The sequence below is a fragment of the Pseudomonas sp. Ps21-P2 genome (assembly GCF_039672565.1).
GTDB lineage: Bacteria > Pseudomonadota > Gammaproteobacteria > Pseudomonadales > Pseudomonadaceae > Aquipseudomonas.
The window spans coordinates 301,953-317,222 of the sequence record NZ_JBDFPL010000007.1 but is presented as its reverse complement, the minus strand read 5'-3'; the positions used below and the strand labels follow the sequence as shown (position 1 = coordinate 317,222).

The window sequence follows — 15,270 nt, the reverse complement described above, 5'->3', positions numbered from 1 at the left end:
GGCGCTCATTCACACGGGAGCGGCAGTTTACGGAATCGCAGGCATAAAAAAGCCCCTGATGTTGGCCATCAGGGGCTTTTTGCGTCGGCTGATCAGGCTTCAGCTTGTACTTCGTCAGCCTGCATGCCTTTTTGGCCCTGCACTGCGACGAACGTCACTTTCTGGCCTTCTTTCAGGCTTTTGAAGCCGTTGCCCTGAATAGCGCGGAAGTGGACGAACAGATCCGGACCGCTTTCAGGAGTGATAAAACCAAAACCTTTTTCATCGTTAAACCACTTAACGGTGCCGCTCTGACGTGTAGACATTTTCTTATTCCTTGACGCATTAAATTAATGACAGCCTCTTTCACGGGAAAGAGTACTGGGCTGGTTGCAGGAAGAAGAAACGTAGAGCGGGATGTAGCATTGCTTTTGGCGCTACTGCCCGGGTCACGATCCCAGCGACCCATGCAAACACAGTCCGAGAAACTCTACGCTAACTCTTGTTGAAAAAACAAGCCCCGGCTGGGCCAGTGTTCATGGGGGTTTTCGGCTTTTTTGAAAACATTAACCACGTTCGCAAGATCGATAGTTTTTAATGTTTAGAGGAGTATCTAAGTTCAATATTTTGACAGTTTAACGGTTGTAAACATTGGCGCCCGACTGCGGCACTCGCACAGTTTTATGCACTGTTGCGGTGCCGCATTTTTTGACGATGTTACTTAGCCGCGGAAGTAACGTGGCGGAACGAAAGGAGTTTTTGTCACTTGCATCGGGACTTTCTTGCCGCGGACGATTGCCCACACCGGTGTTTCCAGCGCGGTGAAACTGGCGTCGACATAGCCCATCGCCAATGGCGCGCTCAGCGTCGGGCCAAAACCGCCGCTGCAGACAGTCCCGATGGTCTTTCCATCGGCATCGACGATTTCAGCGCCTTCTCGCACGGGTGTGCGTTCCTGTGGCAGCAGGCCGACACGTTTGCGCGCCGCACCGCTTTGGTGCTGGGCGAAGATCTTGTCGGCACCGGGGAAGCCGCCTGCACGTGCACCATCGGCACGACGAACCTTGGAAATCGCCCACAGCAGGCTGGCTTCAATCGGTGTGGTGTCGGTGTCCATATCATGGCCGTAGAGGCACAACCCGGCTTCCAGTCGCAGCGAGTCGCGCGCGCCCAGGCCGATCGGCGCCACTTCGGGCTCCGCGAGCAGTCGACGTGCAAGGGCTTCTGCCTGATCTGCCGGCACTGAGATCTCGTAGCCGTCTTCACCGGTGTAGCCCGAGCGGCTGACGTAGCAGTCAATGCCGTCGATTTTCGCCGAGGTGTACTGCATGAAAGTCATTTTCGCGACTTCCGGCGCCAGCCGCGCCAGTGCGGTGACGGCGTGCGGGCCTTGCAGCGCGAGCAATGCGCGTTCGTTGAACAGCGGCGTGATCTCGCACTGGCTACCGATGTGTTGCTGCAGGTGCGCCAGGTCTTGGTTCTTGCAGGCGGCGTTGACCACCAGCATGAGCTGATCGTTACCCAGATTGGCAACCATCAGGTCGTCGAGAATGCCGCCGTTCTCGTTGGTGAATATCGCGTAGCGCTGCATGCCGACCGGCAGATCGATGATGTCTACGGGCATCAGGGTTTCCAGCGCTTTCGCCGCGTCCGCGCCGCTCAACAGGATCTGACCCATGTGCGAAACGTCGAACAGGCCGGCCTGATCGCGGGTGTGCAGGTGTTCTTTCATGACGCCAGCGGGGTACTGAACGGGCATGTCGTAGCCGGCGAACTCGACCATCTTCGCGCCGAGTTCACGGTGCAGGGCATTGAGCGGGGTCTTCAGCAATTCGGTGGTCATGGGTCACTCCTTGAAAGCGGTTCCGGGTTCCCCGCGCAGGGCAGGGGACCCTATGAATTCGGGCTGATGTCAGCACTCGATAATGTTCACGGCCAGCCCGCCACGGGCTGTTTCCTTGTATTTGCTTTTCATGTCGGCGCCGGTCTGGCGCATGGTGCGGATCACTTTATCCAGCGAGACAAAGTGCTGGCCGTCGCCGCGCAAGGCCATGCGCACCGCGTTGATGGCCTTCACCGAGCCCATGGCGTTGCGCTCGATGCATGGCACTTGAACGAGGCCGCCAATCGGGTCGCAGGTCAGGCCGAGGTTGTGTTCCATGCCGATTTCAGCGGCGTTTTCCACCTGTTGAACGTTGCCGCCCAAGACTTCGCACAGGGCGCCGGCCGCCATGGAGCAGGCCACCCCGACTTCCCCCTGACAGCCGACTTCGGCGCCGGAGATCGACGCGTTCTCTTTGTAGAGAATGCCGATGGCCGCCGCCGTGAGCAGGAAACGCACGACGCCGTCCTCGTTCGCCCCGGTGATGAAACGCATGTAGTAATGCAGCACCGCCGGGATGATCCCGGCCGCCCCGTTGGTGGGCGCGGTGACCACACGGCCGCCGTTGGCGTTTTCTTCGTTGACCGCCAGCGCGTACAGGTTGACCCAGTCGAGCACCGACAACGCATCGCGCAGCGCGGCTTCCGGGTTTTTGCACAGCTGGCGATGCAGCGCCGCCGCACGCCGTTTGACCTTCAGGCCACCCGGCAAAATGCCTTCGTTGCGGCAACCCGCCTCGACGCAGTCCTGCATGACCTGCCAGATGTGCAACAGGCCCTGACGGGTTTCGGCTTCGGGGCGCCACGCGGCTTCATTTGCCAGCATGATCTGGCTGATGGAAAGACCGCTGGCAGTGCAATGCACCATCAGATCCCGTGCGGTTTTGAAGGGATACACCAGCGGTGTCTGGTCTTCCACGATGCGATCCGCGCCAGCCGCGTCCTCATCCACCACGAAGCCGCCGCCGACGGAGTAGTACTCGCGGCTGCGGACCTGTATGCCGGAGGCATCGAAGGCACGGAAAATCATGCCATTGGGGTGGTAGGCCAAGGGCTTGCGAATCATCGCCAAGTGATGCTTTTCGATGAATTCGATGCTGTGCTGGCCGAGCAGGTTCAGGCGCTCGCTGCTGCGAATCTGCTGCAGGCGCGCCGCAACGGTTTCGGTATCGACGGTGTCCGGGTGCTCACCTTCAAGGCCCAATAACACGGCCTTGTCGCTGCCGTGGCCTTTGCCGGTGGCACCGAGTGAGCCGTACAGCTCGACTTTGACGCAGATGATGGTTTCCAGCAGGCCATCGCGCTGCAAGCCTTCGGCAAAACGCGCCGCGGCTCGCATCGGGCCCACCGTATGAGAGCTGGAGGGACCAATGCCGATCTTGAACAGGTCAAATACGCTCAGCGACATGATGGGATTCCGGGAGGTGAAGCGGTAGCAAGCTACAAGCTACAAGCCGCAAGCGAAACCTCATCGGCTTTCACGTGCGGCTCGCGGCCAGGAGCTTGTGGTTTTTTAAGCGTAGTCTTCGATCGACGGGCAGGCGCAGACCAGATTGCGGTCGCCGAACACGTTGTCGACGCGACCGACCGGCGGCCAGTACTTGCCTTCGATCAACGACGCCACCGGGTAGACGGCCTGCTCGCGGCTGTACGGATGGCTCCATTCGCCCACCAGTTCTGCAGCGGTGTGCGGCGCGTTTTTCAGCGGGTTGTCGTCCTTGTCCAGCACGCCGCTTTCGACCGCGCGGATTTCTTCGCGGATCTTGATCATCGCGTCGCAGAAGCGGTCCAGCTCCTCTTTCGATTCGCTTTCGGTCGGCTCGATCATCAACGTACCCGCGACCGGGAAGGACATGGTCGGGGCGTGGAAACCGAAGTCGATCAGGCGTTTGGCGACGTCATCAACGCTGATGCCGCTGGTTTCCTTCAGCGGGCGCAGGTCGAGAATGCATTCGTGGGCGACCAGGCCGTTGCTGCCGGTGTACAGCACGGGGTAGTGCTCTTCCAGACGACGGGAAATGTAGTTGGCGTTGAGGATCGCCAGTTGCGAAGCGCGCTTGAGGCCTTCGCCGCCCATCATGCGGATGTACATCCAGGTAATCGGCAAGATACTCGCGCTGCCGAACGGCGCCGCGCAGACCGCGCCTTCCTTGCGTTCCATCTTCGCGTGACCCGGCATGAACGCCGCCAGGTGCGATTTCACGCCGATCGGGCCAACGCCCGGGCCGCCACCGCCATGGGGGATGCAGAAGGTTTTGTGCAGATTCAGGTGAGACACGTCGCCGCCGAACTTGCCCGGTGCGCAGAGGCCGACCATGGCGTTCATGTTGGCGCCGTCGATGTACACCTGGCCGCCGTTGTCATGAACGATGCCGCAGATTTCGCGGATGCCTTCTTCGAACACGCCGTGGGTCGACGGGTAGGTGATCATCAGCGCGGCGAGGTGTTCGCGGTGCTCGATGGCCTTGGCGCGCAGGTCTTCGATGTCGACGTTGCCGCGGGCGTCGCAAGCGGTCACGACCACGCGCATGCCGGCCATGTTGGCGGTTGCCGGGTTGGTGCCGTGGGCCGAGGACGGAATCAGGCAGATGTCGCGACGCTCATCGCCACGGCTCTGATGGTAAGCACGGATCGCCAGCAGACCGGCGTACTCGCCCTGGGAACCAGCGTTTGGCTGCAGAGAGATCGCGTCATAACCGGTGGCGGCGCAGAGCATCGCTTCCAGTTCATCAGTCAGTTGCTGATAACCGGCGCTTTGCTCGGCCGGGGCGAAGGGGTGCAGGTTGCCAAATTCGGCCCATGTCACCGGGATCATTTCGCTGGCGGCGTTGAGCTTCATGGTGCACGAGCCCAGCGGGATCATCGTGCGGTCCAGCGCCAGGTCCTTGTCCGCCAGGCGACGCAGGTAGCGCATCAGCTCGGTTTCGGAGTGGTAGCGATTGAACACAGGATGGCTGAGGATCGCCGACTGGCGCTTAAGCTCTGCAGGCAGGCGCGCTTGGACGCTGTCTGCCAGCGCGGCGAAGTCAGGCAGGGCCTGGCCTTCTGCAGCGAAGAGAGACCACAGCACTTCGACGTCGGCTGGCTTGGTGGTTTCGTCCAGCGAAACGCCCAGACGCTCGGCGTCTACTTCACGCAGATTGATTTCGTGGGCGCGTGCCTTGGTGTGCAGGTCGGCCGTTTTCGCGCCTGTGTTCAGGGTGATGCTGTCGAAGAAGAACGACTGCTCGGCCTTCAAGCCCAGCTGATTCAAGCCCTCGGCGAAAATCGCGGTCAGGTGATGCACGCGGTTGGCGATGCGGGTCAGGCCGCGCGGGCCGTGGTAAACGGCGTACATGCTGGCGATGTTGGCGAGCAGCACCTGCGCGGTGCAGATGTTGCTGGTGGCCTTCTCGCGACGAATGTGTTGCTCGCGGGTTTGCATGGCCAGACGCAGGGCGGTCTTGCCGAAGCGGTCAATGGACACACCGACCAGCCGGCCGGGCATGTCGCGCTTGTAGGCGTCACGGGTAGAGAAATAGGCCGCGTGCGGGCCGCCGAAACCCAGTGGCACGCCGAAGCGCTGCGCACTGCCGATGGCCACGTCAGCGCCAAATTCGCCGGGCGGAGTGAGCAAGGTCAGGGCCAGCAGATCCGCTGCCACGGCGACCAGGGCATTGGCGGCATGAAAGCGCTCGACCAGTTCGCGGTAGTCGAACACGTCGCCATTGCTGGCCGGGTATTGCAGCAGCGCGCCGAAGAACTCGCTGACGTCGGTCAGTTGAGCTTCGTCCGCGACGACCACTTCAATGCCCAGCGGCTCGGCGCGGGTTTGCAGCACGTCGAGGGTTTGCGGATGGCAATGGGCGGAAGCGAAGAACTTGTTGCTGCTTTTGTTCTTGCTCAGGCGTTTGCAGAAGGTCATGGCTTCGGCAGCGGCGGTGGCTTCGTCGAGCAGAGAGGCATTGGCGATCGGCAGGCCGGTCAGGTCACTGATCAGGGTCTGGAAGTTCAGCAGCGACTCCAGACGGCCTTGGGAAATCTCCGGCTGATACGGCGTGTAAGCGGTGTACCAGGCCGGGTTTTCCAGCAGATTGCGCAGGATCGGCGCTGGCGTGTGGGTGTTGTAGTAACCCTGGCCGATGTACGTTTTGAACAGCTGATTCTTGCCGGCGATGGCTTTGATATCGGCCAGCGCGTCGGCTTCGCTTTGCCCGGCGGACAAGCCAAGAACGCTGGTGCCTTTGATGGATTCAGGGATGACGCTGGCGGTCAGCGCGTCGAGGGAGTCATAGCCCAGCGTGGTGAGCATGGCTTTTTCATCAGCGGCACGCGGGCCGATGTGGCGGGCGATGAACTCGTTGGCGGTGCTCAGTTCAATACGGTCAGTCATTGCGCGCTCCTCAGGCTTCGGCGTTGGCTTTGATCAGACGATCATAGGCGTCTTGAGTCAGCAGTTGGCCGACAGCATCGGTATTGGAGGGAATAAAGCGAAAGAACCAGCCCTGGCCGAGCGGGTCTTTGTTGACCAACTCCGGGTTGGCATCCAGCGCGGAGTTGGTTTCGACGACTTCGCCATCAAGGGGCATGTACACGCCACTGGCGGCTTTAACCGATTCGACGGTGGCGGCTTCGTTGCCTTTGTCGTAGGACTGCAGCTCCGGCAGTTGCACGAAAACCACGTCACCCAGTGCGTCCTGCGCAAAGGCGGTGATGCCGACTGTGACGCTGCCGTCAGCTTCGGCGCGCAGCCACTCGTGGTCTTCGGTAAAGCGCAACTCGCTCATGAAATCTCCCCAGATGATAAATCGCCCGTTATGCCCGGGCGTGATGGGGTGAGTGCATAGCAAGTTTGCGGCCAAAGTGGGGAAGGGGGCGTAAACGTTGGGCTGCGCGAGTTGGCGTAGTGTGGGTCGCGTGGGCTTCTGGAACGAAATCGATACGGAGTGCAGGAGCTTCGGTCGAGTTTTAACGTCCGAACGCCAAAAGACGTTATGTCTGGATGGCTGGAATGGTTTCGATACAGTGTTTCGATTCCGTTACGGGCGCAGTTCGTGCGTGGACTGTCTCGGACATGTGGGAGCGACCGGGGTGGCGCTCCACCTTGCTCGCGAAGGGGCAGGTACAGTCGCCGAATATGCAGCGGCAGGGATAATGTCTTCGCGAGCAAGGTCGCTCCCACCCGACCGGGGATTGATCCGAGATGGCGGCGCTTGAGCGACCGTAAATCTCCGTCGAGCTTTTTAGCTTTTTCCGGGAATGCCGTATTTGCGCAGCCGGTGCGCGATCGCGGTGTGGGATGTTTGCAGCCGCGCGGCCAGTTGCCGCGTCGATGGGTATTGGCTGTAGAGCTTTTCCAGCAGCGACTTTTCAAAATCCTCGACCGCCGCTTCAAGGCTTTCGATTTCGCCATCACTGCCCCTCGCCACCGACGTGCCAGCGATGTCGAGGTCACCGATGTCGACCAGCGAGCTGTCGCAAATGGCCGCCGCGCGGAAGATCACGTTCTGCAACTGGCGAACGTTGCCGGGCCAGCGATTGCCAAGGAGAGCAGGGTAGGTGGTCGGGGCGAGGCGGCAGACCGGTCGCTGAATCTGCGTGCAGGCTTGCTCCATGAAATAGCGCGCCAGCATCAGGATGTCCTGACCGCGTTCACGCAGCGGCGGCACGTCCAGATTGAGCACGTTCAGGCGATAGAACAGGTCTTCGCGAAAGGTGCCCTCGGCGACCATTTTTTCCAGGTCGCGGTGGGTGGCGCTCAGGATGCGCACGTTGACCTGCACTTCCTTGTCGCCGCCGACCCGCCGAAAACTGCCGTCATTCAGGAAACGCAGCAACTTGGCTTGCAGATACGGCGACATCTCGCCTATCTCGTCGAGAAACACGGTGCCTTTGTTGGCGAGTTCCATCAGCCCGGGTTTGCCGCCCCGTTGCGCACCGGTAAAGGCGCCAGGGGCGTAGCCGAACAGTTCGCTCTCGGCGAGGTTCTCCGGCAGCGCCGCGCAGTTGAGCGCGAGAAAAGGCGCGCCATTGCGCGCGCTCACGGCATGACACGCCCGCGCCACCAGCTCCTTGCCCGTCCCGGTTTCGCCCTGAATCAGCAGCGGCGCATCCAGTGCCGCGACCCGCTGGGCGCGGGCTTTAAGTGTACGGATTGGCGCGGAGTCGCCCAACAGCGCGTCGAACCCTTCGGCGTGATCGTGGTGCAACGCCGACAGGCGTTCGCCGATTCGGCTCGGTTGGTAAAGGGTCAGCAATGCGCCCGCGTCGGTGATTGGTGTGGCATCGAGCAGCAAGGCCTCGCCGTTGAGCGTGACTTCGCGCAGTGGCAGACGAAAGCCGTTTTCCAGCAGCGCCGATTGCAGGCCATCATCGGAGAACAGTTCGCCGATCGATTCTCCCGTCGGTTCCCGGCCATACAACGCGACCAGGGCAGGGTTCGCCAGCAGCACATGGCCGGCGCTGTCGAGGGCAAGCACCGGGTCGGTCATCGCTGCCAGCAGGGCATCCAACTGCAAGTGGCGGCGCTGGCCGGGAAGGATGTCGACCACTGTGATCGCTTCCACCCCGCGCACGCGAAACAGCCGGTCCTTGAGTTCTTCAAGCACGTCATGGCTCAGCGTCGGCGCGTCGATATAGACGTTGGGCGGCACCATTTCCACGGCATCGAGGTTCAGGTTGCGCGCGCCGAGGATGGCAAGCACTTCCTGAGTGATGCCGACGCGGTCGATGAACGTGACGTGAATGCGCATGGGGAGAGAAAGGACCCGCGGGAGTGAGGGAGGCGATTATGCCAGTAATCTCATCACCCATCGCGGTCCCGAGACGGGTCAGCGTGCTGGTCTATTCCAGATGCTCCGGCTTCACCGGATCACCGGATTTCATGTCGAGCGTGTGGCGGATGTCTTCGAACATCCGGTCGTACTCGCCGTGCATCGCGTGCAGGTCAGTGGTTCTCGGCAGGCCATGCTTTTCGAGTCTGCGCGAGGCATCACTGGCGAAGTTGTAGGCCTTGTCCTTCGGCAGCTCGAATGTTTCGCTGACCGCCTGGCCATTGATGTCGCCTTCCAGGGTGAACTGCATGCCCGGCCCCGAATCGGTCTGGCTGACTTCGTAACGAATGTGAAGGTCGTAGCCGACATCGTGTGGTTGCAGAGCGGGGTGGACGATGTGCAGATGACCTGGCTCGAACATGGCAATGGCTCCGGGGAAAGGTGATGGACCTAAGAGGACAGACCGCCGGGGGCTGCCTCGGGTTCAGGTTCATATGCGGCGCGCTGTTGGTGGGACGGCTTTAGCCGGGAAAGCGTCAGGCGCCGCAGCGCTTTACCCGCGGCGTTCAAACCGGCCTCTTCCCGGCTGAAGCCGGTCCTGCATTTCAGTGTCCGGGAGTGTCGTGACGATTGGGCGACGGCGACGGCGACGGCGACGGCGGCTGTGCGGGCGAAAGGCGCGAAGGCTCAGGCCGTGACCAGATCCACAGATTGACCAGCACCATGCCGGCTACCGCGAAGTAGATCCACCAATTGTGTTTCAGCAGCACCAGCATCATGACCGCGCAGATCAGCATGGTGACCGTGGCGCTGATCTTGGCCTTGCGCGCAATCATCTTGCCGTTTCGCCAGTTACTCAGCATCGGTCCGAACACCCGATGATTCTCGAGCCAGGCGCTCAAGCGCGGCGAGCTACGCGTCGCCGCCCACGCCGCCAGCAGAATGAATTCGGTGGTGGGCAGGCCCGGAATGAAAATCGCGATGATGCCGATGGTCAGGCTCACGTAGGCGAGAATGCCAAACAGGATGCGGGACAGTTTACTGCCGGGTGGAGTACGGGTCATGGTCTCGGTAATGCAGAGTGAACAGGTGTTGCGGGATTTTCAGGTCCCGCAAAGGCGCTCAGCTTATCAGTGCCGGGCGCAAAAGGCCCGGCGTCAGGCGGGTTCCGCTTCGGACGCTGGAGCGTAGGCGTGCTGCAGCAGCACGTTGAAACGTACAAAGGCGGCCACTGCGCCACGGTCTATCTCGCGCTCCTGCTCGGCGTTGAACGGCAGATCGTCAATGATCCGGACAAAGCGTTTCCAGCCTTCGGCGCGACCGCCTGACGGTTCACCCAGATGGCGGGCGCCGAACGTCTCGCTGAGGTTCAAGGCCACGGCGCGTTTGATCAGAAAGGCGGCGCCCAGCTTCGAACCCTCCGAGACGAACAGCCAGCCCAGCGCCTCGGCAAGGCTGGGCCCATCGACCGCGCCGGCGACCGGGGCAGGGATGTCAGCCTGAAGATCAAGCAGATCGGCTTTGGCCTGTTCGGCGCGGCATCGATCGGCCAGGTCGGCAATCAGCTCGATCAACTGCGGGTGCGTGTACAGCGTTTTCAGCTCTTCCTGGAACAGGTATTGGGCGCTGAGGAATCGGCGGTAGCTGGCCAGTGTCTCGAACGGCGCGTTGGCTTTCACCGCCTTGTCCAGTTGTTCATGGGGGGCATGGGTAATCTGGTTCAGTCGTTGCGAGCGACGAATGGCGTTGCCGGTCATAGGGTCTTCCTTGTAAATGAAGCGTTTGTTAACAAGACGAACGAGCGTTGCAGGCGCGTAAAAAATCACGCACCTGTAACGGGGATCGGTCAGATATCCCACATTACGTTCACGGCAAAATTGCGGCCTGGCTGGGTCAGTCGGTCGAGGTTGGCGGGGGCGGTGGCACCGGCTTCGCCAACGCTGTCGTAACCGCGCACGTCATCCCACAGCCAGTATTTTTTGTCCGCGAGGTTGTACAGGCCACCGCTGACCGTGATGTCGTTGGTGACTTTGTAATAGCCCGTCAGATCGACGAGGCCAAAGCCCGGCGTCTTGAACCGGGTGGCACCGTCGGGGGCGTAGTAGTTACTGGTGTCGACCCGCGTCTTGCGCTTGACCAGCGTCCAGTTAAGCAAACCGCCGTAGTTGTTCTGGTCATAACCCAGCCCGACTACGCCGGTGAGCGGGTTGATGCTATTGAGGGGCTGGCCGGTGTCGTTGTTGCGGCCGTACAGATAGGCCAGCGAGCCTCGGGTGTAGAGGCCTTCGGGTGCGCCGAAGCTGTCCAGGTGCAGCCGGCCCTTGAGCTCAACGCCCTTGATCGTGGCGTGCCTGATGTTGTTGGACTGGAAGGTCGTGGTGGTGGAGTTGGCTGGAATCACTGCGTCCTCATTAATGAAGTCGCGATACGTGTTGTAGAACACCGCCAGACCAAACGTGCCCTCGTCGAAGTGACCGCGCAGCCCGGTTTCGTAGCTCTTGCTGGTCTCCGGCTTCAGGTCGGGATTGGGCTCGACGACGTAATTGCCCCGGGTGTTTTCGAAGCGGCCATACAAGGCTTTGGCGCTCGGCGTGCGGAAGCCCTCGGCGTACTGGCCGTACCAGGTGTAGGCGTCGTTGAACGCATACGTCAGGCCCAGCTTGGGTGACAGGCGATGCCATTTTTTGGTGCTGTCGTCGAACTCGCTCTTGCTTTTCAGGTTGACGCTTTTGAGGAATGAATCTGTGGCGTCTGGTTCGAGCGTGGTGTAGTCGTAGCGGGCGCCGGGCATGAAGGTCCAGTCGCCCCACTTGATCTGATCCTGAGCGAAAAGCCCGTAGGTGGTGATCGTCGGATTCGGGAAGTCGTGGGTGGGTGCCACGATGTCGGAGGCAGTGGTGCTGACTGCACCGATGGTGCGGCAGGTTCCGACGACCGACGCACAGGTGGCTGATCCTGTTCGAAGCCCTGTCACCTTCTGTTGCTTGAGGGTCGAGCCGTACGTCAGCAAGTGCTGGGTGTCGCCAATGTCGAACGCTTTATCCAGCTGTGCGTCGAGGATCCACTGGCGTTCCTTGTAATGGGTGTCGCGGGTGCGCCAGACATCTCGCGAAACCGCCCCGCTTCTGGGGTTGGAGGGCAGATACCTTTCAACGGTATTTTGATCGGTCTTGGCAATCTGGTAGTTCAAGCTCCACTTGGCGTTGTCAGCCAGCACGCTGTCCAGCGCAAAGCTGTTTTCCAGGCCAAACCGCTCTCGGGTGATAACGTCGTTTCCTTCGCGTGAACCGTAGTAGCCGAAGCCAACACCGGCATTGAAAGGCCCACCCACCACACTCTTCTGATTGGTATGGGTATCGTCCTTGTACTTCTCGTAAGTGAACGCCAGACGATCATTGTCGCCGTAGTTCCAGCCCAGCTTGGCCAGGACATTGGTTGCGCGGGCGTCTTCCGGATTGGCCGCCGTTCGGGACAGCCCGGTCCCGCCATGCTCACCGTAGGACTCGGTCTCGTGGCCGTTGCGCTGGCTGACGTGCAGCAAACCGTCGACATCCCCCGCGCGGCCCGCAACCGTAGATGAATTCAACCAGCTGTTGTCTGCCGAGCTGTAGCCGGTTTTCAGACGGGCGCCCACATCCTTGCCCGGCTTGATGATGTCCTCGGGGTCGAGGGTGTAATAACTCACCGCCCCGCCAATGGCGCTGCTCCCATACAGTGCCGACGCAGGCCCGCGCAGGATCTCGACGCGCTTGATGATCTCCGGATCCACGTAATTGCGATGGGTGTTGGCGAAAGGGCCCTGGAAGAAGTTGTCCGGCACTTCGACGCCATCCACCTGCGTCAGGATCCGGTCGCCATCAATGCCGCGGATGTTGTAGCCGCTGGTGCCCGCACGCTGGCCGGCCCCGCCCACGGAAACGCCAGGCTCGTCGCGTACCAGGTCGCGAATGCTGTTGACGTTGCGACGATCCAGCGACGCTCGGTCCTGCACGGTCACCGTGCCGGGTACCGAATCCACCGACTGCGCCTGACGCGTGGCGCTAACTGTGATCTGCTCCAGTTCCAGCGCGCTGGTTTGCTCGGCGGCAGCGACGGCGGGACTGTGCACCGCGGCCGCTAAAACGGCGATGGTCAGCAGGGAAAGCCCGAGGTGGTGAGTGGCGTTTGCCGAGGCGTATGAGGCGGGGTTGAAGCTGGACAGCATGGATAGCGCTCCCTGTCGTGCGGGTCGTCATAGTTGTTGCGAGATGATTCAAATAGGAATCAGTTGCATTGGCTATGACTAGACGTGCGGGTCGCGGCTATCGCGTAAAAATAATTTCGGTGAGTGTCAGATCATCAGGTTTGAAGCCATGGCGCCGCAGCTTGGCGAGCGCAGTCCGGCGTCAGGTTTTTTTCCGCACAGCCAGCACCGCTGCTGCATCGAATACCGTTTGCGAGTGCCACACGGTCTCGGCGCTGGCAAACGCTTCTCGGTGGGCGGGATCGGCTTCGAGCCATTCCAGAAAGCGCGCGTGGGTTGCGGCATCTGCGATTTCCAGCTCGATCAGCCAGGTCAGGGCCTGGTCCATCGTCTCGGCAGTGCCCGATGCATCGGCTTGAGCGCGGCGGGGTGATTGGGAGTCCGTCAAGGAGCGTCCTCAGGTCCACGGTTTGGCCGGCATTGTAGCGTCACTCAGAAGCACCCACTGACGAATTCTTGCGGATGAAACTCAGTGATCCAGGCGCGCCGCGACACTCAGGCAGAGCGTCATGATCAGCTTCAATTCTTTTTGCACGGTGCTGGTGGACACGCCCAGTTGCTCGGCGATTTCCAGATAACTTGCGCCGTGAAGCCGACTGAGGGTGAAGATTTTCTGCTGCCGGGGCGACAGGGTTTCCAGGCTCGCGCTCAGGCTTTCCAGCAGACGGTTGGCGTGGGCGGCGTCCTCCAGCGCGGAGTGGGGGGCGACGACATTATGAATATCGCTGATCGGCGCATCGTCATTGATGGTGCGCGCGTGAACGCGGCGGGCGCGCAGATGATCCAGGGCCAGATTGCGCGCGGTCTGGAAGACGAAGGGTTCGAGGTGCTCGATGGCTCGCTCAGTGAGTGCGCGGGTGACACGCAGGTAGGTTTCCTGGAGCAGGTCTTCGGCGGCGGTGTGACTGCGGACCATGCGCTGAAGCGTGCGCAACAGCATGGTTCGCCGGGCGAGGAAGACAGTATTGAAGTGCGACTGAGTCACAGGGACACCCGACGAGAATTCAGTAGATGATAATGCTTATCATCTAGACGTCAGGTCAAGGCAGGGATTTGCACAGATTGTAAGGGCCGTTCACCGGGACGGCAGTCATTACCGGGGAGGGAGTTGATCGCGAAGAGCCTGGTAAATCCGCTGACGGTCCAGCGGCTTGAATTCCGTCTTCGCGAGCAAGCTCGCTCCTACATTGAGGGGATCCCGTTACTTGCTTACTCGGCGTTCATTAACGCCAGACAGTTATCCAGCATGCGGTTGGAGAAGCCCCATTCGTTGTCGTACCACGCCAGCACCTTCAGCAGGCGACCGCTGACTTTGGTGTGGTTCGCATCGAAGATCGACGACAGCGGGTTGTGATTGAAGTCGTGGGAAACCAGCGGCAGGGTGTTGTATCCGAGGATCTTCGAATGCTGGGCCGCTTCTTTCATGATCGCGTTGACTTCTTCGGCCGTCGCATCGCGCTTGAGCTGAATGGTCAGGTCGACCAGCGACACGTTGATCACCGGCACACGCACGGCCATGCCGGTCAGCTTGCCCGCCAGTTCCGGCAGCACCAGGCCGACCGCTTCGGCAGCGCCGGTCTTGCTCGGGATCATCGACTGAGTCGCCGAACGCGCGCGGTACGGGTCGGTGTGGTAGACGTCGATCAGGTTCTGGTCGTTGGTGTAGGCGTGGATGGTGGTCATCAGACCGCTCTCGATGCCCAGTTCACGGTTCAGCACCTGAGCGACCGGCGCCAGGCAGTTGGTGGTGCAGGATGCGTTGGAGATGACCTGATGGGATTGGCGAAGTACATCATGGTTAACGCCGTAGACGATCGTCGCATCGGCGCCTTTGGCCGGTGCAGAAATAATCACTTTCTTGGCGCCGGCGGTGATGTGGGCAGCGGCCTTGGTGCGGTCGGTGAACAGGCCGGTGCATTCGAACACCACGTCGATGTCCAGGGATTTCCACGGCAGCTCGGCCGGGTTGCGGATCGCGCTGACCGCAATTCGGTCACCATTGACGGTCAGGCTTTCCTGATCGTGTTCAACGGAACCGTCGAATTGCCCGTGAACCGTATCGAATTTCAGGAGGTGGGCGTTGATCTCGCTGTCGCCCAAGTCGTTGATGGCGACGACTTGCAGGTCCTGACGGTAGCCTTGGGTATAGAGTGCGCGTAGGACGTTGCGGCCGATTCGGCCAAAGCCATTGATTGCGATGCGGAGAGTCATACACCCGTCCTCAAGAATTTGTTGTTGGAATTACAAGATTATTCTCATAAAAATAGAAAACAACCCCTTTTAGTGGCAGTATTTTGTTTTATCTACAAATAGAAACCCGTCTGGCCGTCACAACTGGCTGAAAATCAAGTGCTTGCCGCCGCTCTCGTCTGAGCCCCGGATTTGATCGCAGCCTGGTGAAAGCGCCTGAACGAG

Annotated in this window: 12 protein-coding genes and 1 pseudogene; all 13 read right to left on the bottom strand. The window is 60.7% G+C overall.

Annotation, left to right across the window (positions count from 1 at the left end; translation table 11 throughout):
- Positions 1-92 precede the first annotated feature (92 nt).
- The 13 genes and pseudogenes from ABEH28_RS19335 to gap all read right to left on the bottom strand — a co-directional run bounded on the left by ABEH28_RS19335 (position 93) and on the right by gap (position 15,066).
- Positions 93-305: a cold-shock protein gene (locus ABEH28_RS19335; protein WP_003227496.1), complete on the bottom strand. Its 213-nt coding sequence runs from the start codon at positions 303-305 to the stop codon at positions 93-95.
- Positions 306-700: 395 nt separating this feature from the next.
- Positions 701-1,822 (bottom strand): glycine cleavage system aminomethyltransferase GcvT, encoded by a 1,122-nt coding sequence (gene gcvT, locus ABEH28_RS19330; protein WP_346630839.1) that lies wholly within the window; start codon positions 1,820-1,822, stop codon positions 701-703.
- A gap of 69 nt (positions 1,823-1,891) precedes the next feature.
- Positions 1,892-3,268: an L-serine ammonia-lyase gene (locus ABEH28_RS19325; protein WP_192171809.1), complete on the bottom strand. Its 1,377-nt coding sequence runs from the start codon at positions 3,266-3,268 to the stop codon at positions 1,892-1,894.
- Between the two features lie 105 nt (positions 3,269-3,373).
- Complete coding sequence (gene gcvP / locus ABEH28_RS19320) at positions 3,374-6,232, bottom strand: aminomethyl-transferring glycine dehydrogenase (RefSeq protein ID WP_346630838.1); 2,859 nt, start codon at positions 6,230-6,232, stop codon at positions 3,374-3,376.
- A 10-nt stretch (positions 6,233-6,242) separates the two neighbouring features.
- A complete protein-coding gene (gene gcvH, locus ABEH28_RS19315) occupies positions 6,243-6,626 on the bottom strand; it encodes a glycine cleavage system protein GcvH (RefSeq protein ID WP_346630837.1) in 384 nt (127 codons plus the stop codon).
- 456 nt (positions 6,627-7,082) lie between these two features.
- A complete protein-coding gene (locus tag ABEH28_RS19310) occupies positions 7,083-8,591 on the bottom strand; it encodes a sigma-54-dependent transcriptional regulator (RefSeq protein ID WP_192171806.1) in 1,509 nt (502 codons plus the stop codon).
- 91 nt (positions 8,592-8,682) lie between these two features.
- Complete coding sequence (locus ABEH28_RS19305; RefSeq protein WP_346627019.1) at positions 8,683-9,033, bottom strand: DUF5064 family protein; 351 nt, start codon at positions 9,031-9,033, stop codon at positions 8,683-8,685.
- Positions 9,034-9,217: 184 nt separating this feature from the next.
- Positions 9,218-9,676 carry a YbaN family protein gene (locus ABEH28_RS19300; RefSeq protein ID WP_346630836.1) on the bottom strand — a complete coding sequence of 153 codons (459 nt, stop codon included), beginning with the start codon at positions 9,674-9,676 and terminating at the stop codon, positions 9,218-9,220.
- Between the two features lie 93 nt (positions 9,677-9,769).
- Complete coding sequence (locus ABEH28_RS19295; protein ID WP_346630835.1) at positions 9,770-10,369, bottom strand: biliverdin-producing heme oxygenase; 600 nt, start codon at positions 10,367-10,369, stop codon at positions 9,770-9,772.
- Between the two features lie 89 nt (positions 10,370-10,458).
- Positions 10,459-12,678 (bottom strand): annotated as a pseudogene (locus ABEH28_RS19290) (TonB-dependent hemoglobin/transferrin/lactoferrin family receptor); the annotation flags it as partial.
- Positions 12,679-12,997: 319 nt separating this feature from the next.
- Positions 12,998-13,243, bottom strand: a complete 246-nt coding sequence (locus tag ABEH28_RS19285) for a FecR/PupR family sigma factor regulator (RefSeq protein ID WP_244655872.1) — start codon at positions 13,241-13,243, stop codon at positions 12,998-13,000.
- Positions 13,244-13,324: 81 nt separating this feature from the next.
- Positions 13,325-13,840, bottom strand: a complete 516-nt coding sequence (locus tag ABEH28_RS19280) for a sigma-70 family RNA polymerase sigma factor (protein ID WP_282369613.1) — start codon at positions 13,838-13,840, stop codon at positions 13,325-13,327.
- 224 nt (positions 13,841-14,064) lie between these two features.
- Entirely contained in the window at positions 14,065-15,066 is a 1,002-nt protein-coding gene (gene gap / locus ABEH28_RS19275) for a type I glyceraldehyde-3-phosphate dehydrogenase (RefSeq protein ID WP_122535884.1), read from the bottom strand.
- Positions 15,067-15,270: the final 204 nt, after the last annotated feature.